General features: G+C 61.0%; 34 protein-coding genes. 16 read left to right on the forward strand and 18 right to left on the reverse strand.

What is annotated here, in order from left to right; all coding sequences use genetic code 11:
* Nucleotides 1–32: 32 nt before the first annotated feature.
* The 9 genes from ABIA42_RS17310 to ABIA42_RS17350 form a co-directional block, all read right to left on the reverse strand.
* The gene (locus ABIA42_RS17310) at nucleotides 33–860 is read right to left on the reverse strand and encodes a phage baseplate assembly protein V (RefSeq protein WP_028152700.1); all 828 of its coding nucleotides are present in this window, start codon (nucleotides 858–860) and stop codon (nucleotides 33–35) included.
* Nucleotide 861: 1 nt separating this feature from the next.
* Entirely contained in the window at nucleotides 862–1389 is a 528-nt protein-coding gene (locus tag ABIA42_RS17315; protein ID WP_028152701.1) for a hypothetical protein, read from the reverse strand.
* Nucleotide 1390: 1 nt separating this feature from the next.
* Nucleotides 1391–1744 carry a head-tail joining protein gene (locus ABIA42_RS17320; RefSeq protein ID WP_370122973.1) on the reverse strand — a complete coding sequence of 118 codons (354 nt, stop codon included), beginning with the start codon at nucleotides 1742–1744 and terminating at the stop codon, nucleotides 1391–1393.
* Nucleotides 1744–2187, reverse strand: a complete 444-nt coding sequence (locus ABIA42_RS17325) for a hypothetical protein (RefSeq protein WP_028181385.1) — start codon at nucleotides 2185–2187, stop codon at nucleotides 1744–1746. The genes ABIA42_RS17320 and ABIA42_RS17325 overlap by 1 nt, the downstream gene beginning before the upstream one ends.
* A gap of 1 nt (nucleotide 2188) precedes the next feature.
* The gene (locus ABIA42_RS17330) at nucleotides 2189–3337 is read right to left on the reverse strand and encodes a major capsid protein (protein ID WP_244441997.1); all 1149 of its coding nucleotides are present in this window, start codon (nucleotides 3335–3337) and stop codon (nucleotides 2189–2191) included.
* Complete coding sequence (locus tag ABIA42_RS17335) at nucleotides 3288–3662, reverse strand: head decoration protein (protein WP_370157147.1); 375 nt, start codon at nucleotides 3660–3662, stop codon at nucleotides 3288–3290. The genes ABIA42_RS17330 and ABIA42_RS17335 overlap by 50 nt, the downstream gene beginning before the upstream one ends.
* A gap of 11 nt (nucleotides 3663–3673) precedes the next feature.
* A complete protein-coding gene (locus tag ABIA42_RS17340; protein WP_370122967.1) occupies nucleotides 3674–4918 on the reverse strand; it encodes a S49 family peptidase in 1245 nt (414 codons plus the stop codon).
* Nucleotides 4919–5001: 83 nt separating this feature from the next.
* Nucleotides 5002–6612 carry a phage portal protein gene (locus tag ABIA42_RS17345; protein ID WP_304500803.1) on the reverse strand — a complete coding sequence of 537 codons (1611 nt, stop codon included), beginning with the start codon at nucleotides 6610–6612 and terminating at the stop codon, nucleotides 5002–5004.
* Nucleotides 6609–6815, reverse strand: a complete 207-nt coding sequence (locus tag ABIA42_RS17350; RefSeq protein ID WP_035679805.1) for a hypothetical protein — start codon at nucleotides 6813–6815, stop codon at nucleotides 6609–6611. Before ABIA42_RS17350 ends, ABIA42_RS17345 begins: the two co-directional genes overlap by 4 nt.
* Nucleotides 6816–6941: 126 nt before the next feature.
* Here ABIA42_RS17350 and ABIA42_RS17355 point away from each other — a divergent pair, with 126 nt between their 5' ends.
* Both ABIA42_RS17355 and ABIA42_RS17360 read left to right on the forward strand, forming a co-directional pair.
* Nucleotides 6942–7181: a hypothetical protein gene (locus ABIA42_RS17355; protein ID WP_304500804.1), complete on the forward strand. Its 240-nt coding sequence runs from the start codon at nucleotides 6942–6944 to the stop codon at nucleotides 7179–7181.
* Nucleotides 7182–7183: 2 nt separating this feature from the next.
* Nucleotides 7184–7912, forward strand: coding sequence for a sulfite exporter TauE/SafE family protein (locus ABIA42_RS17360; RefSeq protein WP_304500805.1), 729 nt, complete (start codon nucleotides 7184–7186; stop codon nucleotides 7910–7912).
* A gap of 9 nt (nucleotides 7913–7921) precedes the next feature.
* Here the strand turns inward: ABIA42_RS17360 and ABIA42_RS17365 are convergent, their stop codons facing one another.
* Genes ABIA42_RS17365 through ABIA42_RS17385 form a run of 5 tightly spaced genes read right to left on the reverse strand, consistent with a single transcriptional unit; the run spans nucleotide 7922 to nucleotide 11496 of the window.
* A complete protein-coding gene (locus ABIA42_RS17365) occupies nucleotides 7922–8194 on the reverse strand; it encodes a hypothetical protein (RefSeq protein ID WP_304500806.1) in 273 nt (90 codons plus the stop codon).
* Between the two features lie 15 nt (nucleotides 8195–8209).
* Nucleotides 8210–10156, reverse strand: a complete 1947-nt coding sequence (locus ABIA42_RS17370) for a phage terminase large subunit family protein (RefSeq protein ID WP_304500807.1) — start codon at nucleotides 10154–10156, stop codon at nucleotides 8210–8212.
* Complete coding sequence (locus tag ABIA42_RS17375) at nucleotides 10156–10338, reverse strand: hypothetical protein (protein ID WP_304500808.1); 183 nt, start codon at nucleotides 10336–10338, stop codon at nucleotides 10156–10158. The genes ABIA42_RS17370 and ABIA42_RS17375 overlap by 1 nt, the downstream gene beginning before the upstream one ends.
* Nucleotides 10328–10912 carry a terminase small subunit gene (locus tag ABIA42_RS17380; RefSeq protein ID WP_304500809.1) on the reverse strand — a complete coding sequence of 195 codons (585 nt, stop codon included), beginning with the start codon at nucleotides 10910–10912 and terminating at the stop codon, nucleotides 10328–10330. The genes ABIA42_RS17375 and ABIA42_RS17380 overlap by 11 nt, the downstream gene beginning before the upstream one ends.
* Nucleotides 10913–10914: 2 nt before the next feature.
* Nucleotides 10915–11496 carry a deoxynucleotide monophosphate kinase gene (locus tag ABIA42_RS17385; RefSeq protein WP_304500810.1) on the reverse strand — a complete coding sequence of 194 codons (582 nt, stop codon included), beginning with the start codon at nucleotides 11494–11496 and terminating at the stop codon, nucleotides 10915–10917.
* 585 nt (nucleotides 11497–12081) lie between these two features.
* On the opposite strand from ABIA42_RS17385, the gene ABIA42_RS17390 reads away from it, so the two are divergent.
* Nucleotides 12082–14952, forward strand: coding sequence for a hypothetical protein (locus ABIA42_RS17390; protein WP_370122956.1), 2871 nt, complete (start codon nucleotides 12082–12084; stop codon nucleotides 14950–14952).
* A gap of 117 nt (nucleotides 14953–15069) precedes the next feature.
* On the opposite strand, the gene ABIA42_RS17395 is transcribed toward ABIA42_RS17390, so the two are convergent.
* From ABIA42_RS17395 to ABIA42_RS17410, 4 genes are all read right to left on the reverse strand, one after another.
* Nucleotides 15070–15711: a hypothetical protein gene (locus tag ABIA42_RS17395; RefSeq protein WP_370122953.1), complete on the reverse strand. Its 642-nt coding sequence runs from the start codon at nucleotides 15709–15711 to the stop codon at nucleotides 15070–15072.
* On the reverse strand, nucleotides 15711–16088 hold the full coding sequence (locus tag ABIA42_RS17400; protein ID WP_166342941.1) for a hypothetical protein: 378 nt from the start codon (nucleotides 16086–16088) through the stop codon (nucleotides 15711–15713). The genes ABIA42_RS17395 and ABIA42_RS17400 overlap by 1 nt, the downstream gene beginning before the upstream one ends.
* 127 nt (nucleotides 16089–16215) lie before the next feature.
* On the reverse strand, nucleotides 16216–17106 hold the full coding sequence (locus tag ABIA42_RS17405) for a DUF2971 domain-containing protein (protein WP_166342943.1): 891 nt from the start codon (nucleotides 17104–17106) through the stop codon (nucleotides 16216–16218).
* Between the two features lie 665 nt (nucleotides 17107–17771).
* On the reverse strand, nucleotides 17772–18638 hold the full coding sequence (locus ABIA42_RS17410) for a hypothetical protein (RefSeq protein ID WP_370122950.1): 867 nt from the start codon (nucleotides 18636–18638) through the stop codon (nucleotides 17772–17774).
* Between the two features lie 496 nt (nucleotides 18639–19134).
* Between ABIA42_RS17410 and ABIA42_RS17415 the strand changes: the two genes are divergently transcribed.
* From ABIA42_RS17415 to ABIA42_RS17475, 13 genes are all read left to right on the forward strand, one after another.
* A complete protein-coding gene (locus tag ABIA42_RS17415) occupies nucleotides 19135–19521 on the forward strand; it encodes a hypothetical protein (protein WP_370122947.1) in 387 nt (128 codons plus the stop codon).
* An 11-nt stretch (nucleotides 19522–19532) separates the two neighbouring features.
* A complete protein-coding gene (locus tag ABIA42_RS17420; protein WP_247314804.1) occupies nucleotides 19533–19808 on the forward strand; it encodes a hypothetical protein in 276 nt (91 codons plus the stop codon).
* Between the two features lie 44 nt (nucleotides 19809–19852).
* Complete coding sequence (locus tag ABIA42_RS17425) at nucleotides 19853–20590, forward strand: hypothetical protein (protein WP_370122943.1); 738 nt, start codon at nucleotides 19853–19855, stop codon at nucleotides 20588–20590.
* Between the two features lies 1 nt (nucleotide 20591).
* Complete coding sequence (locus tag ABIA42_RS17430) at nucleotides 20592–20828, forward strand: hypothetical protein (protein WP_166342201.1); 237 nt, start codon at nucleotides 20592–20594, stop codon at nucleotides 20826–20828.
* Complete coding sequence (locus ABIA42_RS17435; RefSeq protein ID WP_166342202.1) at nucleotides 20825–21082, forward strand: hypothetical protein; 258 nt, start codon at nucleotides 20825–20827, stop codon at nucleotides 21080–21082. The genes ABIA42_RS17430 and ABIA42_RS17435 overlap by 4 nt, the downstream gene beginning before the upstream one ends.
* Entirely contained in the window at nucleotides 21069–21320 is a 252-nt protein-coding gene (locus ABIA42_RS17440; RefSeq protein WP_038945744.1) for a hypothetical protein, read from the forward strand. Before ABIA42_RS17435 ends, ABIA42_RS17440 begins: the two co-directional genes overlap by 14 nt.
* Nucleotides 21320–21526, forward strand: a complete 207-nt coding sequence (locus ABIA42_RS17445; protein ID WP_038945745.1) for a hypothetical protein — start codon at nucleotides 21320–21322, stop codon at nucleotides 21524–21526. Before ABIA42_RS17440 ends, ABIA42_RS17445 begins: the two co-directional genes overlap by 1 nt.
* A 10-nt stretch (nucleotides 21527–21536) precedes the next feature.
* Nucleotides 21537–21884 (forward strand): HNH endonuclease signature motif containing protein, encoded by a 348-nt coding sequence (locus ABIA42_RS17450; RefSeq protein ID WP_028153910.1) that lies wholly within the window; start codon nucleotides 21537–21539, stop codon nucleotides 21882–21884.
* Between the two features lie 12 nt (nucleotides 21885–21896).
* Complete coding sequence (locus ABIA42_RS17455) at nucleotides 21897–22307, forward strand: lytic transglycosylase domain-containing protein (protein WP_049832012.1); 411 nt, start codon at nucleotides 21897–21899, stop codon at nucleotides 22305–22307.
* 138 nt (nucleotides 22308–22445) lie between these two features.
* The gene (locus ABIA42_RS17460; protein ID WP_028153911.1) at nucleotides 22446–22862 is read left to right on the forward strand and encodes a hypothetical protein; all 417 of its coding nucleotides are present in this window, start codon (nucleotides 22446–22448) and stop codon (nucleotides 22860–22862) included.
* 107 nt (nucleotides 22863–22969) lie between these two features.
* Complete coding sequence (locus ABIA42_RS17465) at nucleotides 22970–23221, forward strand: hypothetical protein (protein WP_060910677.1); 252 nt, start codon at nucleotides 22970–22972, stop codon at nucleotides 23219–23221.
* An 18-nt stretch (nucleotides 23222–23239) separates the two neighbouring features.
* Nucleotides 23240–23542 carry a hypothetical protein gene (locus ABIA42_RS17470; protein ID WP_253586914.1) on the forward strand — a complete coding sequence of 101 codons (303 nt, stop codon included), beginning with the start codon at nucleotides 23240–23242 and terminating at the stop codon, nucleotides 23540–23542.
* 52 nt (nucleotides 23543–23594) lie between these two features.
* Nucleotides 23595–23804: a hypothetical protein gene (locus tag ABIA42_RS17475; protein WP_166342954.1), complete on the forward strand. Its 210-nt coding sequence runs from the start codon at nucleotides 23595–23597 to the stop codon at nucleotides 23802–23804.
* Nucleotides 23805–23810: the final 6 nt, after the last annotated feature.

Raw genomic sequence — 23810 nt, forward strand, 5'->3', positions numbered from 1 at the left:
CGGTCGCTTACAGCCTGATCCGGTCGCCTATATCAGCCCTTCTTGGCGAAGGTCTTCAGGGTCGGGATGTCGCTGACGACTTCGACGCGATCCTGCGGGCGCTCGCTGGTATCGTCGAGGCCCAGGAACGTCGCGGCGGCGACCGCAAAGATGTCGGACTCGTGGAGCGCCTGCCCGGTCTTCGTCTTGATCGTGTCTTCCGCCTCGATCTCGACGTTTTCTTCCATCTCGATCTTCAGGTTCTTCGCCTTCAGCGTGATCGTGCCTTCCTTCATCACGATTGAGCAGCCCGTGCCCTCAATCGTGATGGTGCCCTTGTCCTTCAGCCCCTTGATCAGCCAGTCGCCCGTAGAGCGGTCGTAACTGATCTCGCCAAGGATTTCGTCTTCCTCGCCGTCCTGCCCGTCCTCGCCACCTTCGCCGCCGCCCTCGCCGCCCTCGCCGCCCTGACCGTCGTTGCTCTTCGGCTTCGCGAAGATTTTGCGCCAGACGCCCGCCTTGTCGGTCGTTTCCTTCTCGTCTTCATTCTCAGGCGTGTACGTGCCTGCCGGATAGACCTGCGCCGTCGCAAGCTCGCCGCCTTCGGCAAGCAAAACGACCTTCTCGCCCTTCTCAAGGAAGTGCGTCTCGCGGTCGCCCTTGGCGCGCATGCCGCCCGCCGGGAGCCAATCGGTGATGTTGTGGTTGTCTTCGTCGTTCTCGTCACCGATCAGGACGCGGTACGCGGGGGGCTGCCGCTTGTAGTCCACTTCCTTGATCTTGCCGAACTTGACGACATCCTGCGCGCGCCGATCGATGTCGGTCGCTTCCGGGTCGGACACGCCGCCGGTGCTCGCGGGATCGCGCAGAAACTTGACCATGCTACTTTCCCGCCAGGAAGTCCGCCATGTCGGCGTCGAGGTTGTCGGCCGTGGCGCGCGGACGCCATGCGGTGCGATAGATGACCTGCCAAACGAGGCCGATAGCGCCAATGGGGCGCTTGACCTGCTCGGTGATCACGTCGATGTCGGACTCGAGCAGCCGCATGCGCGCGGACTCGAAGCCGGGAATCACGAAGCCTTCAAAGGCCGCTTCCATCTGCTCTGCGATGTCGTCGAGCTTGTCGTCAACGGTCTCGCCGCCGAGCAGCATGGCCTCCGTGACAAGCGTCAACTCACGCTCGATATAGGTCGCGTCGCCCTCGACCCCGTAGTCCTTCTCGGGGTTGTACTTCTCCATGCGCGCATAGACGAGAATGGCCGGGCCGTCCTCTTTCAACTCTTCCTCGTTCACGGGAGCCATGCGGCTCGCAAACACGCGGCTTTGCGCGACCGTGCGGTACTCGCCGTCAACGATTTCGGCGAGCCGGGCTCGGAACGCTTCGCGGATTCGCTTACGAGGATGCGCCATGTCAGTCGTTCGCCATGAGCAAGAGCAGGGACAGGCCGGTGCCGTCCGGTCGCTTGTCCTCGATCCGATATTCTTGGCCCTTGATCGTCAGCTTCTCGCCCTTGCGACCGCCCTTGTTCAGATCGGACGTGCGGCAGAGAAACGTCGGGCCGGATGACGTGACGCTCGCGCCCATCTGCATTTGGAATTGGGTCCCGTTCCAACGGTTCGGATTCCAATTGCTGCCTTCGTCGTCGAACTGGCCGGGGATGTCCTTCGGCGCGACGGCTGGATCGCGGCTCACATAAGACGCCTCAACCCCGAACTCGTCGGGGTTGAGGAAGATCAGCAGATCGTTGTCGGTCTCGACCGGCATCAGACGCCCGATGCGCGCAATGCCAGAGCAGCGTCGATCTCTTCGTCGGTGATGTCGAACCCGACGATCTCTTCAATCGGCTTCTGCTTCGGCTTGCCCTGACGATGACCGGACTTGAAGAAGTCCTTCTTTTCGTCGAGCAGGTCGATTGCGGACGCGATGTCCACGACGCGAGTGCTCGCGCCGTCCGTCTGATGCGAGGCGGGAGGGACTTCATCAGCGGACGGCGCGTCGCCGGGGGCATCACCGGCGGACTCGATGCCAGCGAGCGTGCTGGCGGAATCCAGAGCAATCTCGGCAACGGCCGAAACCGGGTTCTGATCGAGAACGACGCGAGCAGGCCCGAGGGCCTTCGCTTCGTTCTCGGTCATTTCGACCGGCGTGCCGGGCGGAATATACCGCCCGTCACGCTTGATCGTTACGAGGCCGCGATACAACGGCATCTCACTTCACCTTCGCGCCCAGGGTGCCGTTCACGCGGTAGGGCGCGATCAGCGGGGCGGACTGGCCGAGGATGTACCGCACGGACGGGTCCTCTTCCTCCCAGGACTTCACGAAGAAGTCGCGGGGCTGGATACCGGCCTTGAGGTCCATGATCGCGCCAAAGTGGCGGACGCCCTCGATCTCACGCGAGGCCATGACGATCTCGCCAGCCGGGAGCACGTCCTTCTCGACGTTGTCGAGCGGATCGACGTACTTGTCCGCGTGAACCCACAAACGGTAGTCGCCGAACTGAGCGACCAGACGGATGCCGGGGGTGATCAGGATCGGGCCGAGCGAGGCGCGAGCCGATTCCAGAGTCGCGGCGGTCATGTCGATCTGAAGACGCATCGCCTTAGCGACCGCATCGGAGTCGGGACCGGCCAGCTTGGCGCGGATGGTCTTCCACACGTCGCTCGCCATGATCACGTCACGGCAGGTCAGGGACGAATGATCGAAGATCATCTGGCCCCAATCTTCGATGTCGTCGAGCGGGTTGACGGCGGCGTTGTCCCACTTGTCGGTGCCGGTCAGGACGATGCTCAGTTCGGCATCGCGACCGAAGTCAACAAGCTGCTCGGGATAGTCGTCGCCCTTCAGGACGAGCTTGCCGGTACGCAGCACTTCGGCCGACATGACTTCCAGGCGGCGGGTCCACATATCCAACTGCTCGCTCACGGCGAAGCCGATGGACGCAGCAAGACGCTGCTCGGGCGACAGGGAGCCGCCGATCTTCTCGCCTGCGCGGCGCTTGAACTGGCCGCTCGGCTTGAAGACGCGCTTGTCCTTGATGTAGGCCGGGGCGAGCGACTGAGTCTTGTAGCCCTTCTCGCGGATCACCTTGCCCGCGACGATGGGCGAGACAAGCGGCGAGATCAGGCGACGACCCTTCACCGAGTCAAACTTGATGTCTTCGGTGTTGGAGGTCTCGGCGGTCGTGAAGAACGTGTTGAGGAAGAACGCCGGGTTGAGCGGCAGTTCCTCGACAACACGGTTGAGGGCGGTGGTCGAAAAGAGGTCCATAGTGAGGGCTTCCCGTTTGCTTTCTTCGAGGTTGTCTCGGTTAGCCCATCGGCTTAACGAGCCAGATCGACTTCGTGCGGAAGACCGCATCCACCGATCCATCCACCGATCCGAGGGTGTGTCCGGCGCCGAGGATCAGCTTTTCCTGATCGACCTCGCCAGCGATGTAGACGATGGCCTCCACGTCAGCGGAGGTCGCATCGACCTGCTCACTGAGGATCGCGTCGGGGACCTGCGAGCCGTCGTTCGCCGCGAGGATCGACTTGAGGTACTTCTTGTCGGCAGTGACCTGACCGAGCACAGTGCCACGGCCCAGGACGCCAGCGCCGGACTTGATCGTCACCTTGCGGGCGCGGTGGTGGCCGAGCATGAGCATGCTCGGGACGTATGCGCCTTCGTTCTCAAACTTCGCCACCTTGCGGCTCCTTAGTTGCCGGACGCGAGCTTCATCGCGCCGAGAATTGCGTTGACAGCGGCTTCGTCGCCCTGCGCCTTCTCCTGACCGCTCGACGGGGCGACGCCAGAGTTGGCTTCGGTGTCCGTCTTGATGTCAGCGGCGCGCTCGGTGCGCTTGGCCTTTTCAGCGGTTACGATCATGGCCGAGAACTCGTGAGCCGAAGAGCCCGTTTCGATAGCCTTTGCGGCGGCGGCCTCGTAACCGGGCAGGGTCAGGCCCATGATCTCGGTGACGCGCTTCCGCTCGACGACGACCGGATCGCTCGCGGCGGCGGCGGCGGCTGCGGCGGCTTCTTCGTCGGCCTTCGCCTTGGCTTCGGCTTCGGCCTTTGCCTTGGCTTCGTTCTCGGCCTGCACTTCAGCGCGAATCTGCGCAGCGAATGCAGCCTTCTCTTCATCGGTCATCTTGACTTCTCCACTTTGGCCGGTCGCGGCCGGGTTAAAACCGAAGGAAGCCTTCGGACTTTCGCCGCGAGCCAAGCTCGCGAGAACCTGTTCGAACGTCGCAACACCATCGGCCATCCCGGCATCCACTGCCGCCTTGCCGATCAGGACATCGCCCTGGCCGAAACGTTCGAGTGCATGTTCGACGCTTACGCCGCGATACTTCGCGACCGTCTCGACGAACACGGCGGCCATTGCGTCAACGCGCGCTTGCACGCGGTCGCGGCCTTCCTGGGTGTTGATGTCCACGCGCTTGTAGGGCGACTGCGAAGACACGAACTCGATGGTCTTGATGCCGCGCGCCGCGTCCTGCGCGGACGTGTCACGATAGCCAGCGACGACGCCCATCGAGCCGAGTGCGGCGGTCGGGCCGATCAAGAACTCGTCCGACGCGGTGCCCAACCAGAACGCAGCGGAGGCCGCCTGATCGCCTGCATACGTGACGATGGGCTTCTTACCGCGCACTTCGTTGATCGCCGTGGCAAGCTCCGCAACGCCAGCGGCCTCGCCCCCAGGCGAATGAATGTTGAGCAGGATCGAGCGAATGGACGCATTGTCCATCGCGGCCTGAAGGTCGCGGCGCACGGTCTCGTAAGCGGTCGCGCCGCAGAACGTGGTCATGAGGTTGGCGCGCTTGAACAAGGGGCCAGCCACGTCGATCACGGCGACGTTGCCGCGCCGCGTCGCGCGCTCAGACCGCTCAAGCTCTTGGCCGCGATAGGCTTCGAGCATCTGCGGCGTGATCTGAGTCTCGCGCGCGGCGATCTCCATGACCTGACGCAGAGCCCCCTCTTCCATGGCCCAATTGGCCGTGAGAGCGGCGTCGAAGATCAGCGGGTTGCGGACGTTGATGGTCATTGCTTTTTCTCGGGCTTCTTCGGGGCGGGCTTGTCCGTGCCGTCGCCCTTCTGTTCGATGTCTTCGTTGACGCGAGACCCCATGCCGGACGGCGCGAGCACTTCGGGTTCGAGCTTCGCCGCCGCGCGAGCGGTGTGCTCGCGTGCGCGCTGCGCCGTGGTCTGCTCGAAGTCGTCGCCACCACGCTCGATGATGACCTGCTCGATGGTGCGAGCGCCCAGGTTGACGGCTTCGGTCTCGGCCTTCCATTCCTTGAGCGGGTCGAGGATGATCCGCGCGGGGCCAATCCACTGAGCGCCGAGCCACGCCGCGCGCTTGACGGGATCATTGAAGAAGCCGGGCGCGTCGATCAGACCGGCATTGATCGCATCGGTCAGGAACCACTCGTAAACGGGCGCGCAGAAGTTGCGGACGAGCCAAGTGCGGCGGTCGCGGAAGAACTGCGCGGCCATTTCCAGAGATGCCCTCGACGCGCTGTAGCTCGCCGTGAAGTGCATCATGAGCAGTTCGAACGGGATGGACAGAGCGACGCCGATCTGCCTCACGACCGATTGAAAGAACGGGTCGAAGTTCGCAGTGTTCGCGGGCTGCGCAGTCTGAATCTCTTCGTCGGTGCCGATATCGACGATGGTGCCCGGCCCCATGGTCACGTCGTTCGCGCCCATCCCAGGAAGGCCCGGCGTAGCGCCTGCAAAGCCGTCGTCGCCCGTGGTCTTCAGGAAGACGGTGAAGAACGAAGACACGACGGCCTTCATCAACTCGGCTTCGCTGTAGCGGTCGAGTTGCTTCAGGATTTCGATGACCGGAGCGAGCGCAGGAATGCCACGGTTCAGGCCGGGGCGCATGCGCTCGAAGATATGGAGCACCATCTGCTCGCCCGACTTCTTGCCGAAGGCCGGGATTTCGGTGAAGCCGTTGACCGTATAGGTCTGGCGCTCGCCGGGGTGTTCGTTCAGGACGATGTAAGCGACCGGAGCGCCGTCTTCGTCGATCCTGACGCCGTCACGGATCAGGTACTCGCCTTCCAACTCGCTCGGGGTGGCGACGCGGTCGGCCTCGATCACGTTGAGCGCGAGCGGCACGACGGCGTTGGGGCGCTTCGGCGTCCGGCGCAACACGAAGGTGTCACCGGATTCGAAGACGGCACTGAAAACGAGACCCTGAAGCTCATAGAAGTTCTGCGTGAGCGTGATGTCGCAGAGCTTCGACTGCGCCCAAAGGTCAAACAGCGTCTCGGACTTGCGCTCCCACAACTCGGCGGCTTCCGGCGACATGCCGAGCAGCTTCGGGTTCAGCTTCGAGCGCACGCGCAGGCCGGACCCAACAACGTTGCTCTTCGAGGTCTGCCTTGCGCCGGTGGCGATGGGATTGTTGCGGCCGAGATCGCGCGAGCGGCTGCGCAGCGCGGGAAGGTCGCCCAGGGTATCGGAGTCGGCCGAGCCGGGATGGGTCTTCCACGCCTTCAGGGCGGCGCGGTTCGAGCGCGCACCGGCGTATTGGCCCATGTAGTTGAGCGAGAGGCGCGCATGGTAGCGGCGCGTCGCGAAGTTCGGTGCGACGCCCGCCAGGAAGCGGTCCATAAGGGTCGGTGCGACGGGCTTAATCACAGCGGGATCACCCGCTGGGTACGAATGCCGCCACGCTTGGCCCGAGCGGCCTGCTTTTCGAGGCGTTGGGCACGCTGATCGAGTTGGCGCAGATCGGCGCGCCAAAGCTCACGATCCTTGATCGTGTAACGCTGACCGTTCTGCTCGACCGTGTTGATCGAGGTTAGGGTCTCTTCAAGCTGCTCTTCGACGGTCTTTGCCATGGCCCGAAACTACGGGACATGGATGGTTCGAGAGAGATCGTTCCGATCTCCCTTAGCGCGCCGTAGGTTTTGAAAATTCCGCGCTCCTGTGCTTTCATGCTAGGGCATTTCTCTTGAGGGCTCGCGGTGACGATTGACAAGAAAGACCAAAAGCGATGGGGCGAGCCTGAACTTGACAAGGCTCAGGCCGAAAATGATGCCATTTTTGCCGAGATAGACGGGCTGAAAGGGCTGGTTGAGGGCGGTGACATGACGATAGAACAGGCCCAGACGCGGTTTTTGGAGCTGGTTGAAAGACATCGCTTGGTCGGCGAGCGGCTACTGAGTGTAGCTCGCGCTTGGAATGCTACGCCGGGCAACGCTTAGCCATGATGCTTCCGCTGCTGTTCGCGGTGATTTCGCTCTTGTACGCAATGGTGGGCCAAGCTGGCGGGACCGCATTCCTCGCCTTGATGGCATTCGCCTCCTTTCCGCCAAGCGAAATGCGTCCGACGGCCCTCGTGCTGAACATATTGGCTGCTGGTTATTCGACTTGGGTGTTTAATCGCACTCGCTCGTTAGATTGGGCAAAGCTTCGTCCGCTTCTACTCGCGTCACTGCCAACCGCTCTTATCGGCGGGTTCATCGTGCTCGATGAACGTGTTTATAATTCTGTTACCGGTGTTGCACTTCTATGCGCAGCGGCAATTCTCGCGTTCCGTCGTGGACGTGATGGTCAGGCGGACAAAATAACCCCGTTTTGGGGCTCCGTCACTGTTGGAGCGGCGGTCGGGCTCGTCTCGGGGCTTACCGGTGTTGGTGGCGGCATTTTTCTTGCTCCCATTCTGATAGCAATGGGTTGGGCTTCACCCAAGCAAACCGCAGCCCTCACCGCCCCTTTCATTTTGGCGAACTCACTTATGGGTCTGATTGGCGCCAGGTACGCCGGTCAGATGCCGTCTGCTCACACTTGGCTTTATGCGATGGCGGCGCTCGTCGGCGCGATGCTCGGGACTATGATCGGGCTGCGGTGGCTCACGGATAAGACGACGCGCTTCGTCCTTGCGGCAATTCTGGCCACCGCGGGATTACAGCTTCTACTGCTTCCGCACTTCTAAGCGGCGGACCTAGCCCGACCGTTTCGGCGCGTCCTTGAAGATCACGACATCTTCGGGTGGCACTCCACCGGCGAGATAGATGCGCAGAAGCATCTCGATAGTGCCAGAAACGGCCGATTTTCCCTTCTCCATGTTGTAAACATGGTCGGTGCCGTGCTCTTCGGAGAGCCCCAGGGCGCGCACAAGCTCTTGGGCCGTCAGCGGGGCACCGCCGGGCTTCCACATCTTGCCCAGGGCGGTACGGGCGGCGCGGACATCGTCCTTGGTCATCATGCTCTTCATCTAGCCGGTCGTTCCTTAACTTTCAACGCCACGGCTGCGCATGCGACGCCGCCCAGGCACCGCCTGGGGAGCCGCTACGGCGGGCTCTTCGCTCGCGACGGTCTGTTGAGGGGCAGCATTCATTGCGTTCGCCGCAGCGGCCCGCAGGGCCATCAAACGGCGCTCCATATTGATCCCGAGCGAGAGCCGCGCGGCGATGTTGTAGACGCGGAGATCCAGCGGTTCATTTCGCTGATGGACCTTGTGCCATTCCTTCGTCACGAAACCGCGCCTATCGGTCTTCAGGACCGCTTTTTCGGCGGTCAGGCCCTCGAAGAACTTCTTGTCATAGTTTTCGAGCAGCGGGTAATGGCAGTATCCGGGGCCGGGCTCCTTCAGTTCGAGGCGCTTGTAGTGCATGTCCTTGGCCTGATCGACGCCGAGCACGAAGATCGTGACGTTCTTCGCCTTGTTGACGGTGCCCTTCACCGGCCAGATCGGGCGGCCGGGTCCACCGATGCCCTTAATGGCGTAGACGCGGCGAGCGATGCGCGGCCGGACGAAATTGTAGACGTGCTGCGTGAAGTGGCCGCCAGAGTCGATGCAGGCCGCTTCCACGCGCATCTCGACGCCGGACGGATGCTTGAACGTCCGTTGCAAGGCGTTATCGACGACCTCCCAAAAGCCGGGAGAGTTGGGCGCGCCATAGTGGACCTTGTAGTCGAGCGACCACGATTCATCGTCCTGGCCCCAACCGCACCACTCGATTTCGGCGCGGTCGTCCTGAATATCGACCGCCCCCGTGATGCAGCCGACACCGCTCGGGAGAAGGACCGAGGCGTCATAGTCCTCACGCCGGGCATAGATCGAATCCGGGTTGGCACGCTCGCCGCGCTCTTCCCACGTTTCCGCGAGGCGCGTGTTCACCCAGGTCTTCAGACGCTCGGGGTGCTTCTTCACCAAGACGAAGTCGCGCGCCATCTCCCCGAGCGCTCGCCAGGGCGACGCGATGCGGTTCAGATGGAAGCCAGCGTGGCCCTTCACTTCGGGGCGCGTAGCGATCCACACGCCGCGCTGAATGGCCTTCAGGCGCTCGGCCTCGCTCCATCCGTGATCGCACAGTTCGCCGGTGTCGGGATCGCTGTATTCGCAGTGATAGCGCGCGGCCAACGGTTCGTCGTCGGGCCATCGGACCTGCGCCCACCGCAGATGTTGCATGTGCGCGCACTTCGGGCACGGCACGAAGAAGCGGCGCTGATCGCTTTCCTCATAGGAGGACTCGATGCGCGACGCGCCCTTGATGGTCGGCGTCGAAACGAGCGCGATCTTGCGATTCCAGAACGTCGTGGTTCGCTCGATAGCCAGCGAGACAGGATCGCCTTCCTTACCGGCGCTCGCCTCATAGCGATCAACTTCGTCGCAGAGCAGAATGCGGATCGGGCGCGATGCGAGCGATGCGGGCGAGTTTGCGCCCGCCATGGTGATGTGGCCGCCCGCATATTTCTTGTGAAGGATCGTGTCTTCGGAGTCCCGCGCGCTGTTGCCGAGCTTCGCCGAGAGAGGCGGCGTGTCGCGGATCATCGGCGCGAGACGATCCTTCGAATATGCTTCGGCCATCTGCAACGTCGGTTGCAGAATGAGCATCGGGCACGGATCGAGATGGACGTGGAAGCCAGCCACGTTGTTGATGACTTCGGTCTTCACCGTCTGCGCCGCGACCATACAGGTGATGATCTCGATCTCGGGATCGGCGAAGGCATCCATGATGCCGCGCGACGGCTCGACGCGCGCAGTAGACCACTTGCCGGGCTCCGACGACGCTTCCGGCGACAGCACGCGGTATTCGTCTGCCCATTCGGAGACGGTCAGCTTAGGCGGCGGGCTGAAGCTCTGCGCAATGATCTCACGGACCTGCGCGCGAAGCCGGGCTTCATACGCGCGATCCTCATGATATTCATCGACGACGGCGACGGCTGCGGTCATTAGGCGTCCGGCTTGCGCTGATATTCAGGGCAGCGCTGGCGCGCATCGGTCGGCTGATCGAAGTTGACCGACGCCGCGCGCTGGCACACGCCATGCCATTCCCCTTCCCGTTTCCAGGCGGTGCAGACTTCGCAACTGTTCGGCGGCCACTTCATCCAAGAAGGCTTGAACTCACTCGTCATTTTCTTCTTCGTTCTCTTCGATGATGGACTCAGACGGCGGCTCGGCGTGAGGCTCTTCCTCGACCGCGTCGTCAGCCGACATCTTGATTTCGTTCAGTGCTTCGAGGATCAGCCGCTCAACTTCGTTGACCAGCTTCTTCGTGCCGTCCGGCGCGCCGACTTCGAGTTGGATCGCAGGCCGTAGTTTGGATGGGATACCGAGCAGACGAGCGCGAGCGTTCGCGATCTCGTTCGAGAGCACCCTGGCGACCATGTCGATGGGGCGGACAAGCTCCATCTTCGTCGCCAACTCCAACTCGGAGAGCTTCGCCTTCGCGATCTCATTGCGAAGGCGCGCCTTGTCGATGGTGATCTCTTCGCCGCCTTCCTTCAGCGTCGCGGCCGTGTGCGCCTTGCGTTCGGCGCGCTCGCGCGCGAGCAACCACTTCAGCACGTCTTCGGTGTCGAACTCGAACTGCTTGCCACGGCCGCCGTGCGACTTGACCGGCATTCCGTTCTCGACCCATGCGGAGATCGTCGGCAGCGAATAGCCGAAGATGTCCGCAAGCTCTTGCCGATTGACGGTCTTGCCCATGATCAGTCGATCACGTTGCTGCGGTCCGTCCGCGCGATCAGATCGGCGACGACGATGTCCACCTGGCGGAAGGTGGACAGCATGTCCCCGTCGTAGTTCATGACGCAGCGATGCGCGTTGACCTCGACCTGCGCCTTCTCGGTGCGGTGTTCCTGGGGGATCAGGCCGGGTCGGTGAATTTCGACGACCCATCCGCCCATGCGGTCGATGGCCTCACCCTCATTGGGATGGCGCACGTCCTCGAACACGACGCGCTTCGGCGCGCTCATGTAGAGCACGTCGGTCTCGGTCCCGATCCAGAAGTCCGAGCCCATGTGGTCGCGACCCCAAAGGCCGCCGAGACCTTCCATGGCGTGCCGGGGCGACTTGCCGCCCAGCCAGGGCGACGGCTGTTCCTTCAGATCGCCGTCGATCATGCGCTCGATGGTCGCTTCGTCGCAGCGCCGGTAGCGCAGGTAGGCGCGCAGCATGTCCTTCAGCGCGCCAGCGAACCGGCCGCGTACAAACCCGTGATTTTCGATGAGATGGCGGGCCACGGTGGTCTTGCCGGACCCGATAAGGCCCTTGAGGCCGATAACGATCATGGATGGAGGCTCCGATTAAGAGCCATACGGTCTCAATCGGTATAGTTTCTTTCGAGCGTGTTTCGGTATCCCCTCGCCGCGCCGGTTGGCCGCCGGACCAAAATATCAATTTCGGGCCTCAAATATCGCCAATCGGATGTTTTCCGTGGCAGGCCGGGTTGCGCCCGAACCCAGGTTCCGCAACCGATCCGAGAACAGAAAGTCACTTTTGAAATTTTATATCTGCCAGAGTCGAGCGGTCGCGCGTCACCCGAATGGGGGAAGGGCCCTGGAAGGACCCAGTTACAATCTGTGAGATGTTCGAAGCTGGCAGCAGGTGCGAGAAGCTAGATCATGGGGAAGACGCTGACTCCTAGCGATGTCGGTTCCCAGGCTGGCCTTTGCGACCGCTGCGAGACATCTCTACGTCAGGTTCTAGAAAGCTTGCCGCAGTAGGGGACCTACGCAGGTAATCTTGAACACGAGGCTGACATGGACCGGCAGAACTTCGATCCATCTAATGTGCCAGCTGGGTCGCTAGCGCGGCACGCCGTTTCGGAAGAGCCGCAGGCGGGCCCGGCCGGGCAAGACGTCTTTGAGCAGCACTTGGCCGAGGCAAGCCAGGCTGCTCCCGTCGCCAGCGGACACAGGGCCACCAGCTATCCCCATCTGTCTACAGAAGACCGGAACTTTATCGATACTGTGATCCCTCATGAGCATGACGCGGCTCAATCGAGCGCAGCGAAGAGACGGAGGACGCTGCCCGATCTTGAAGAGGTTGTGATATACCGACAGTCAAACGCGAACGCCGCTTCAGGAGAAAGTAGCGGTGCACCGCAGGTTGCAACAACGGGCATCATAGTCCGAGGGCGTTCGGACGAGCGGCCTCTCTATTCCAAGGATGCCGCCGTCCTGAAGCTTGAGCACGCCCTCATAGAGCGCGGCATGAAGAGCCGAGGGGCACATGAGCATGTAAGCCGCCTCATTACCTATAGCCGTTGGCTATTCGAAAATAAGCTACCAAGCATTGTCGATCGCCTGGACAGCAAGTCGCTGATCGACGATGGCGCCATACACAAGTACACCGGCGGGCGCAATGCGGATCTCCTTAAGTCCTTGAATTATTTTAGGACCTTTTGGGCGGCGGAAGAACTCGTCGTACGAGCTAAGCGCGATAACTCCTCCCAGAGCGCGCTCCTCAATCCCGAAAGCGCGGTGCAGATGGAACCGCGGCGCATCGACGGCACCGCTGGCAGCCGGGGCCCTGGCCATCCCCATCTGTCGACGGAAGACCGGAACCTTATCGATAGCGCGATCGCTCAATATGCGGCTCAGAAAAACCCCAAACCTGGAACGGTTAGAGCTTATACTAAGTCACTTTATCGACTGGGGAATGATCTCCGCGCTCGCGGCCAAACGACCGATCTAGCGAACCACGATGCCCTAGCGGAACACGTAAATACTTACTTTTCGGACAACGAAAATATTAAGGCAGCGCTGAGCGTTCTTCGTCCGCATAACACCTATCCTCATCTTTCTACAGAAGACCGGAACCATATTGATAGCGCGATCGCTCAATATGCGGCGCAGAACAACTCACAACCTGAAACGGTTAAAAGCTATACGCAGGCACTTTATCGACTTGGGAATGATTTCCGCGCTCGCGGCCAAACGACCGATCTAGCGAACCACGATGCCCTAGTGGAACACGCAAATACCCACTTTCGGACAAACGGAAAGATAAGGACGGGGCTGAGCGTCCTTCGTGCGTATCACGACCCCGCCCCAGACTATCTGTCGACGGAAGACCGGAACCATATCGATAGCGCGATCGCTCAATATGTGGCGCAGAACAACTCACAACCTAAAACGGTTAGACGCTATACGCAGGCACTTCATCGACTTGTGAATGATCTCCGCGCTCGCGGCCAAACGACCGATCTAGCAGATTACAAGTCTCTGCTAGATCACGCAACTACTTACTTTCCGAACAACCCAATGATTAAGGTCGGGCTGAGCGTCCTTCGTGCGTATCATGACCCCAATCATTTAGTTTCTCGCGGGCGACCGCGCGCCCTCCCCTCAGGGAAAGACGCATCTAACGATGTCCAACAAACTCTTCGCCAAAGGACAGATGCACGCGCCGGGAGCAATCTCCTGCCAAGCGAAGGGGTCCTCATAAATCATGAGCATGACACCGCTCAATCGAGAGCAGCGAAGAGACGGAGGACGCTGATCGATCCTTCCCCCCAGAACGTGGCCCTCATCAATCCTGAAAGCGCGGCGCCGATGGGACCGCTGCGCATCGACGCCGCCGCTGCGCAGCACAGCGCGCCGCACGAAGCGAGCACTCGGCTAGGGGAGCTTCAGGAAGAACAGGACGGTCAACACGCCCCGTCGGCTTTCACTCAGGAGCAAACCGCATTCCACCCAGAGCAGCTCCCTCAGGGAGAGCTTCAGCGGCTGGAAACACAGTTGCAAGACGAGCATCACGGAGTAGGAGACAATCATCCTGCTCAGTCGTTTCCCGTCGATTCGGAGGAGTTTACTTTTGATCTCGACCAGTTCCATCCAGGGGAGCTTCGGCGACTGCTTGATGACGACCCCGCAGAGGAGCTTCAGGAATGGCGAGATGATCACTCCGCCCCGTCGGCTTTCATTCAAGCGCAAGCCGCATTCCATTCAGAGCAGCTCCCTCAGGGCGAGCTTCAGCGCGTGCAGGATCATCTCGATGATCAAGCCATGCCGTCGGCGGTCTCCGTCGCTTCAGAGGAGCTTCAGCGACTGGAGAAGCAGTTGCATGACGAGCTTCAGGGACGACGGGACAATCATCCTGCGCTGTCGTTTTCCATCGATCCGGAAGACCTTACTTTGGATCGCGAGCTGTTCTCTCCAGAGGAGCTCCTGCGACCGCTTGATGACGAGCCAGCAGAGGAGCTTCAGGAAAGGCGAGATGATCACTCCGCCCCGTCGGCTTTCATTCAAGCGCAAGCCGCATTCCATTCAGAGCAACTCCCGCAAGGGGAGCTTGAGCGACTGGAAAAGCAGTTGCATGACGAGCTTCAGGGACGACGGGACAATCATCCTGCTCTGTCGTTTTCCATCGATCCGGAAGACCTTACTTTGGATCGCGAGCTGTTCTCTCCAGAGGAGCTCCTGCGACCGCTTGATGACGAGCCAGCAGAGGAGCTTCAGGAAAGGCGAGATGATCACCCCGCCCCGTCGGCTTTCATTCAGGCGCAAGCCGCATTCCATTCAGAGCAACTCCCGCAAGGGGAGCTTGAGCGACTGGAAAAGCAGTTGCATGACGAGCTTCAGGGACGACGGGACAATCATCCTGCTCTGTCGTTTTCCATCGATCCGGAAGACCTTACTTTGGATCGCGAGCTGTTCTCTCCAGAGGAGCTCCTGCGACCGCTTGATGACGAACCAGCAGAGGAGGTTCAGAAATGGCGAGGTGATCATCCACCCGTATAGGGCATGATCTGCGCGACATTGCCGCACACGATCGCCTACGTCCGAGGGGGGTGGGAGTCATTTAGCTCATGAACCTTCCCGCTCGAAGGGGGTGGATTCGATTCGCTCGTTGACCCTCTATCGCGTCGCTGCATTGACCACCGCCCGATAGAAATGCTGCGGGAAGCGCGCCTGGACGACGCCGGACACGGTCCCGAGGAAATCCCAATGCTCATTGATCGTCGCGCTCCCTTGCAGCACGGCGAGCGTTTGCAGCGGCAGACGCTTCTTCGTGCGACGACGCACAATGAGCACCTTGCCGTTGCTCGCGATCTGGAACGTCTTGCGCTTCTGACCGTCCACGCGCTTCAACTGGCGACGCACCACGGTATGAACCGGGGCGCTGCCAATGGAGCCGTATGGTTTGATCAGGATGCCGCCCGTCGCGAGGCGGCCGTTGCTGTTGCGCTTCGAGCGGATCGAGAGCGCGTTGTCGGGATACTTCTCCTTGCCCGCACCGATGACATGGCGCTCCATGTACTTGTCGATGGAGCCGACCACTGACGTGAGATTGCCGCCGTTCGCCGGGCGAATGCGGATGCCGCTGACCACCCACGGGCGGCGCAGCACGAACACGCCTGGGATTTGCGTGCGCAACGCTTGCTGCGCGTCTTGCGCGGTGAACGTCAGGGCCTTGGCGGTCGCGGTGTTGACGCTGCGATCGCGAAGCTGATCCAGCCGGTCAAGCATTCCCTTCGTGAGCGTGAGCGTGATCTGCACTACAGATAGCTCCGCACGATCCGTTCGACTTCGTCCGCGAGCTCTTCCGAGGTGGGAGCCTTCGCCGTGATCACGGTGAAGCCGAGAGCCTGAAGCTTCGGATGACGTTCCTTCTGCGCCTTCGAGCGCGATCCCTTCGGCGTCTTCAGTTCGATGCTGAGCAGAAACCCGCCGGTGATATAAACACGAACGTCGGGTTCGCCCGCCGTGAGGCCCGTGACCTTCGCTTCCATACGCTCGCGTCGCGAACGCTTAGCTCGGTTCATATCGCCGGCGCAGGTGATCGGAAGCCCTGCATCTTCGAGCGCATGAAGGCGAGCGATAACTTCCGCCTGATAGCGCCACTCGGGAATGGTATCGACGATGCGGGTTTCCATGCGCGAATGCTCGCGCGGTTGGATGCGCAGGTCGAGACCAGTTCGGCAGCCGCAACGCCTCGCTCGCTTCGGGAAAAAGGGCCATAAAGAGCGCCCCTGAACCAACTCTTCGTAGCAGCACAGGCGTTCAGTCCGCTACATAGGGTATCGCCGACCGCTTGATCGTGAGACGCATGCCGTGTGAAGCCAATAGAGCGTCCACCGCGCAGGTCTGCTGATGCGCCAAAGCGGGGCCAATGATGATTTCCTCGATGCCCCAGTTATTGGGGTGCGTGGCTGCATTGTTGATGACGACCTTGTTAAACTGACAGGCACGGTAAGGAACTAAACCGGCTGGTGAGAAGCGCGTCTTTAGTCCAGCGGGCCAGGAAACACCAACCCAAACCAGGCGCCACTCGCGCTCCTCTTGGAACTGCCCGTTCTTGAGAACGAGAGCTGTCTTCAGTGCATGCGACCACCATGTCTTGACTTGTGCGCGGGCGCCCTCCGGCTCATCCGTCCCTTCCAACAAGCGGTCGATGAGCAGGGTTACTGCCCCGTCAGCCGCCGCTCGTTGGCTCTCTGGGTCATAGAGGACGGGCGTGATATCAAATCCCTGCGCCGCGGCGTTCTTCAAAAGCCAGTCTGCGTTGAATCCGATCGAGAAGCCTTGTCCACGATTGTAGCCTCGCCATTGCGAGAGCAGATCGCCTTTAGACGTCAATGACCCGACGAACCCATGAATTTCGTCACTGTGTTGACGAAACAGTGCGATCGTCTCCCAGGCAAGCGATGAGAGTTCTCTGATTTCGGCGCCGCGACGGTCGAGGGCCTCGATCACGATCTTCCAGCCGTGCTGAAACTCCGACGTGTCGTTGAGGAAGCGGTAGTGTGAGGTCCACAGCGATCTGCTGGCTATGATGCCATGTAAACCTGCGGCGGACGTGTAGTGGTACAAAGGCACTATTTCCTCGAGTTCGGCCTCGTGCTTTGCGACTTCTGCTCCGGGGTCATACGCAGTAATGTCGGGTCTGATCATGAGATTTCCGCTTGGTACAACCTAACAATTTGCCCATAAGGCGCATTCTTGTGGACGTCCATCTGGTCTCTCCTCGGAGCACTGAAGCTTCGCAACCTCAGCTCCCCGGTTCAGACCAAATGGACAACCTCCTGAAACACCACACAGCCTACTAATCCTGGCAGGTTCTCCACGCCCCCTCTCCCGGTAAAATCCACTTTATCCTGTGGTGTGACCACCCTCACGGGAAGGCCGGGTGGTTGGCCTGTTGTTGCGAGGCTGACTACTGAAGTTAGCGGCACGTGATAGGGACAGCGCTTTCCGTCCTCCAGCGGTGAGCGTTCAGACTCACGTTGCCGCTAACTTCCCCGGCAGCGTGGGCGCGGTAGGACGTCGTCTGCCGTCAGTGCTAGGGCGCTCGCCGAATGATACCCCCCGGTCAGCTTCTTCCGCTGCTTGAGGCTGACCGTGGTGAAGTTAGCGGCGCGTGGTAGGGACAGCGCTTCCGACAAGGCGCCGAGTCACGTGCCGCTAACTTGTACTATGGGTCCGAATGGGCATTGACAATCAACACTCCAAACCTTCGCTCGTCGAGCTTTGATCGGCACATCACATCCCTGCGGTCGCAAGCGCTTGCGGTGCTTGCAGCCAACGCGGCTCGCGCGGCCGATCAGCCTATGTGCCTATCAGATCGCTAAGTCGCGACAATAAAGTAGCCGGCCACCCTCGCCGATCACCGGCTCGCCGTACTTGCGCATAAAGTACCGCGTTCCCGTGCGTCCGCGATCCGACATGCGGACCACTGCCGAGTGGATCGCGCCCATGTTCTCGAACATCTCGCCGATCTGCGTGACGCGGTCGCGAGCGATCTTGCCCTTGTTCACGATCTCATAGACGGCAATGCCTGATGCGCCAGCGGCGTCGATGTAGGACATCATGCGCTCTTCGTCGGTCAGGTTCTTCGAGAGCCGGGTCTTCGCCACGGGCTGCACGACGAACTGCTCTGAGCCAACCATGGCAAGGTCGGGCTGCGTCTGCGCGACGACGGGCATCGTGTGCGGCCTATCGAGCCATAGCGCGTCACGGAGCGCCGCAATGGGGATGGAGGGGTGTTCCTTGGCGAACGTCCGGCAGAGCGCCATCAGGTTCGTCGCCTCGACCGCGATGGCGAAGTTGATCTCGGCCTTGACCGCCTGGTTCTCATTCCATGCCCCGCCGGGATCGCGACTGAGCAACAGCCTGATCTTCAGGAACGTCGGATGCGCCTGGGTGAGGAAGCCCGCCAGTTGCGGGTCGATCAACGGCGGCTGCTCGACTCCCCTCGCCTTCGGCCGACCTCGACCGGGACGCATCGCCGCCGGGAAGACCCTGCCGTGCCCAGCGCGCATCGAGAGCCAGATCATCCGCTTCCGGTGCAGATACCGAGCGATGGCCTCTGCCTCGCTAGGATGGCACGGCAAGGCGTTGGCGAAGCCAACGAAGGACCATCCATCGTCCGGTACGTTGAGGAACGCCGCCTTGGCGTCCCACTGCGACATGACCTTCCTGCGCATCGGATAATATCAACTCCATCCGTCGAAATGACGGACCCATCCGTCATCGGGCAAAACATCAACTGCCGGTTAGAGGGGTTTCGCCCCTATATATAGTAGTAACCACCTACAGACATATCTTCTACAGAATATATTACAAGTATATATTACTACTATATATATAGGAGAAACCCTTCAATGGTCGGCCAGAGCCTATCGAAAATGAGGGGTTTAGTTTTGCGACGGTATTCCTCGAAAACCCAAACCCCCCTCAAAAGATAATATGGAGTTGGTGATTTCCATGCGCGAGATCGGCTTGCTCTCAACCGCTGGCTAACCATCGGCCTGCGGCCATCCGTCAACATCCCTATCGAAACCCTTGCGCGACGGATCATCCATCGTGTATCCGTTGATTCCAGCGGACCCGGCCTGATTCAGGCCGGACGGGACGGGAAATCCACACCGCACATCGCCGATCTGAAAACCGCCCTTCGGGGCGAACGGGAGAGCTTTGTCTATGTCTCAGAACTATCCGAACAAGCCGGGATCGAAGGGCGGGGGCGCTTCGAAGGACGCCGCCGAGAAGGTCGTCAGCCGGGCTGCGATGCTCCGCATCGCGATCATCGAACTGATGCTCAACGGCTACCGCCTGACGGCGGACGAGATCGCCAAGCAACTGAAGGAAAGCGTCCTCGCGACCCGCCCCCGCGTCTCGGAACTCGTCAAGATCGGCACGCTGATCAAGCTGACCGACCGCCGCATCAACGTCAGCGGCATGACGGCTCACGTCCTCCGTCACAAGGACAGCCTGACCGCCGTCGATCTCCCCCAGGCGACTCCCGCAAAGCCGCGTCGCTCCGCGCCGCAGGCAATGCACACCGATCAGAACGCATTGTTCGGTTGAGGGGGAGCGCCATGACTGACTTCCTGCTCACGCACAACGAAACGATGCTGACCCGCAAGGCGCTCGGCCTCGAACACGGCAACTCGGTCAATCGCAACCGCGTCGCCGTCCACGACACCGGGTACGACATCGCGACCGCCCAGCGCCTTGTCGGCAAGGGCTACATGGTCGCCACCCCGGATCGCGACTTCGGCTCGATGCGCGTCTTCGCCGTCACGGCCGCCGGGGCCAAGGCCATCGGCAAGAAGCTGCCGCCCGCTCACGTCGTCCTGCCCATCGCCGCCTGACCCCTTCCCCAACCTGCAAGCGATCCTTGCAGATTCACCCTCTCATGAAAGTCACCACCATGTTCCGCCTCTACTTCATGCTCGTCACCGCCGGGCTCGGCATCTCCATCGCCACGGATGCCGCGCTCAGTGGCTACACGCTGACCGCCGTCGTCTTCACCGTCGCCACCATGATCCTGCTCGGCTTCGGTTGGTTCGATCTGCGCGCCTCCATCGGCACCAAGTCGCAGACCGACATCCTTCGCCGCAACATCGATTGGCTGATCGCCGCGAACGCCAAGCGCTCGTGTGACGCCGCCGTGTACGTCCAAGCACTGCTCAGTGCTCGCGCCGCACTCCACGACGGCATGGGCCGCGAAGCCATGATCGAGATGATCGACGACGCGCTCGCCGAGTATCACGACCCTGCCCTCGCCGTTCGCCTCTGTGTCGATTGGCTGACCGACATCGTCCACAACGCCAACAAGCATTGGTGGACCGACCCGGCCACCGGCGCCGATCTGCGCAACGAACGCTACATCGTACCGACGAAGCTCATGCTGACCGTGAGCGAGATCGCCGAAGCCATGGAAGCCGACCGCAAGCAGCTTCCCGACGACAAGCTTCCGCAGTTCGACGGCCTCACGGTCGAGATGGCTGACGCGCTCTTCCGCATCTTCGATCTGGCCGGTGCGAAGCGTCTGCCCATGGGGGTCGCTGCCTCCGAGAAGTTCATCTTCAACATCACGCGCCCCGACCATCAGGCGAGCGCCCGCATGGCAATCGGCGGAAAGGCATACTGACATGGAATCACTGCTGGCTCAGGCGCAAGCCTGCGTTGATCGCAAGTATGTCGTTCGCGCCGACGAACGTCAGAAGGCGATGGGACTCGGGTACGTTACTGCCGAGCGCACCGATCTCGCACGCGAGATCGCCAGCTTCACTGCACAGCAAACGGCGGCGCTCGAAGCGAAGCTGGCCGAGAGCGAGAAGCGCATCAACGCCCTGCGCTCGGCCGTGCGAGCGGAGGGCTACGCATGAGGACGCTCGTCCGACTCCCGATCTCCCAGGCGGCGTTCGCCGAGATCGCCGCCAAGCTGCGTGCCGCTGACTACGGCCACTGCTTTCTGACCACCGGCGAGATCGCGATGGATGGCATCGCGGTCGAGCCCGATCCGAACGCCTTCATGCCGCCGGGCGTCGTCGAGGTTGATCCGAGGGACATCAGCCGCGACCGCTTCCGCGAAATCTATGGACTCGACAACTTGGGGAACGACAACAGTGAAACTCGCTAACTTCAACGCCGTCGCCGAACTGATCAAGGAACGCGACTACCTGCAAGGATTGCTCGTCCGCATTGGCGCGGAACTGAAGATCACCCTGAAGTCGCCGATGCTCAGCACGCAGGATGTCCGTCCCGATCTGGTCGCGCGCATGCTGCCCGAGATGAAGGCTGTCATCGATCAGGGCATCGCCGTCGTTGACGAGAAGCTGGCCGTGCTCGGCGTCTACAGCGACAAGGAAGCCGCGTGATGGCGCGCAACCTGACCAGCGTGGACGTGAAGATCGTCAACCGCACTCGAGCGAACGGCGATCCGTTCGCCGAGTTGCTGCATACCTGGGTCGAAGGCGGCCAGCCCCGCAACGCTCTGTCTCGCGTGCCGTGGCCCGTCGATGACACGCCCCACAACCGCGCCTTCCACATTGCAGCGCTCAAGACGCGGCAGGCGCGCGCTTAGGGCGATCAAAATGAGCACGCGCAGAGACCGGATTCGCGACAAAGTTATGGCTCGCGTCGAGATCGTCGAAGGGCCTCTCGATACGCCGTGCCACTTGTGGACCGGACCAACGTCGGGTAGCAAAGGCAGGGGGAAGGACTACGCGCGCATGTCTCTCGATGGCGGCACCATGGCCGTCCATATCGTGATGTACGTGCTTGAACACGGTCCCATCCCTCCACGCAAGCAACTCGATCATCGCTGCCGGACACGCCGCTGCGTGAATCCGGATCATCTGGAAATGGTGACGCACAAAGAGAATATGCGTCGCCGAGACAAGGCCAATCGCTTCGAGTGTGAAGCCGTAGCGGCCTTTTAGGAGAACGACAACATGAAGTGCCTTCTGAGCGCGGCAGCAATCGCGGCCGTGATGGAAACCTCTTTGCCTGCGCTCGGCTCCGACCTCCGCTCAATCATCGACGCCGCCGCAGACGCCCAGGGCATCCCTCGCGCCCTCGCCCATGCCGTGGTCAAGGTCGAAAGCAACTACAACTGCCATCTTCTCGGAAGCGCAGGCGAGCGCGGGATCATGCAGGTCAAGCCTGTCACTGCCCGCGAGGTCGGTGTTACCGGAGACCTGTTCGACTGCGCCACCGGTGCGCGCGCTGGCATGGCCTACCTCCGCATCGCGATCTCGCGCGGCGGTTCCGGCTGCGATGGCGTAAGTCTCTATCAGCGTGGCGTCTACGCTAAACCGCGTTGCACTGCCTACGGTCGGAAGGTGATGGCAGCGATGCATTAGCGCACCGGCCCGCTGCACTTTCTGCACATCCGTTTCACAATACGGAGACATTTTGTCTATGAATTAACCGCGTGTTTCATTGACGGATCATCCGATGAAACATTAAGACATCCAAGCCACGGCGGAAATCGCCGTGACTTGGTCATCACACCAAGAAAAAAGAGTCGGGGGCTGCCCGACAGAAAAGGACCGTTAATCGTGAATAACCGGGGCAACGTGCTCGCGCTTGCATCAGCGTTGAGCGCAGGGGAAGAGGTGACTCTTGGGCCGACCGACATGGCAATGTGCGTCGCAGCGCTCAAGTTCTATGCGAACGAGCACCGCAAGGCGGGTGCCTTGAGGATGATGAAGATTCCGGCGCTGATCGCCGCTGGATTGATCGGGACGATGGCGGTCGGTGGATCATCAATCGGCAACACCGATGTTTCAATGATGGAACTCCCGGCTCCCCACTTCGAGCATTTCGTCCGCCGCACGATCAAACCCCTTCCGCACATCTCGCCTGAGTCGCTTGCGGCTCAACGCATGGCCGCAGCTTTCCCCAATGACGGCTAGTCGTCCACACCCCTTCGAAAAGATCATAGCCCGCTGCGAAGCGGGCTTTTTTATGCGCTCGATCCGAGGTTGTGTTAGCTTCCGGCCCCGGAAATGGAGCATCCTAGATGACCAAGAAGACGACCGAATTGGACAATGTGAAGAAGGCCACCGCCATCATGTTCGCGGCGCTAGTGAAGTCGTTGGAGGATACGGCTCCAGGCCTGAACGAAGGATTCGTCGTCAACCTCGATACCGCTTACACGAAGATTCGTGAGGACAGCGACGATCTGAACGCACTCGAAACGATCTCATGGACCCGCTCTATGATCACCGGATTCGACATAGTATCGGGCCAAACGAAGCCGTTCTTTGACTAGCCGGATATTGAGGGGCGCATGGGCAACGTGCTTTATCTGATATTGATCGTCGGCTGCGTGATTGCGGGTTGGGGCGGCCTCGAACTTTGGACGATCCCCGCTCTAGGCGCGGCAGCGACCGTCCTTTTCTTCTTGGTCAATCCCCGCGCTGCGGGCGTTGGCCTTAAAGAGCACGGCGTGATCTATCCGGTCATCATGGTGGTCGGCAGTAGCGTACCGTGCGCGATATTGTACGGCTTAGGCCCTTTGGCTCGCCATGTTTTTGCGGGAGCGAGTTGGCCGCCCCATCTATTTGATGGTTTACTCATTTGGAGGGTTTGATTTGCCTATTGCCCACGTTCATCCGACCGAATCTGAAGACTTCGAGAACCTTGTGAAGCGCGAAAAGCGCTCGCTCGATGAGTTCGAGATTTCGGCAACGCCCGAGCAGCCTGTCACCCGCGAGGCAAACGTGATCTCCCCGGTCTCGGGGAGCATCACGATCAAGAGCAAGAAGACAGGGCAGAGCCGCACCTACAGGACCGGCCACATGTCCGGTTGGGTAATGGAGGCTTACGGCGATGTGAAAGCCGGAGTGCTGTAAGAAGCA

It is taken from the genome of Bradyrhizobium sp. USDA 327 (genome assembly GCF_041262065.1).
GTDB lineage: Bacteria > Pseudomonadota > Alphaproteobacteria > Rhizobiales > Xanthobacteraceae > Bradyrhizobium > Bradyrhizobium liaoningense.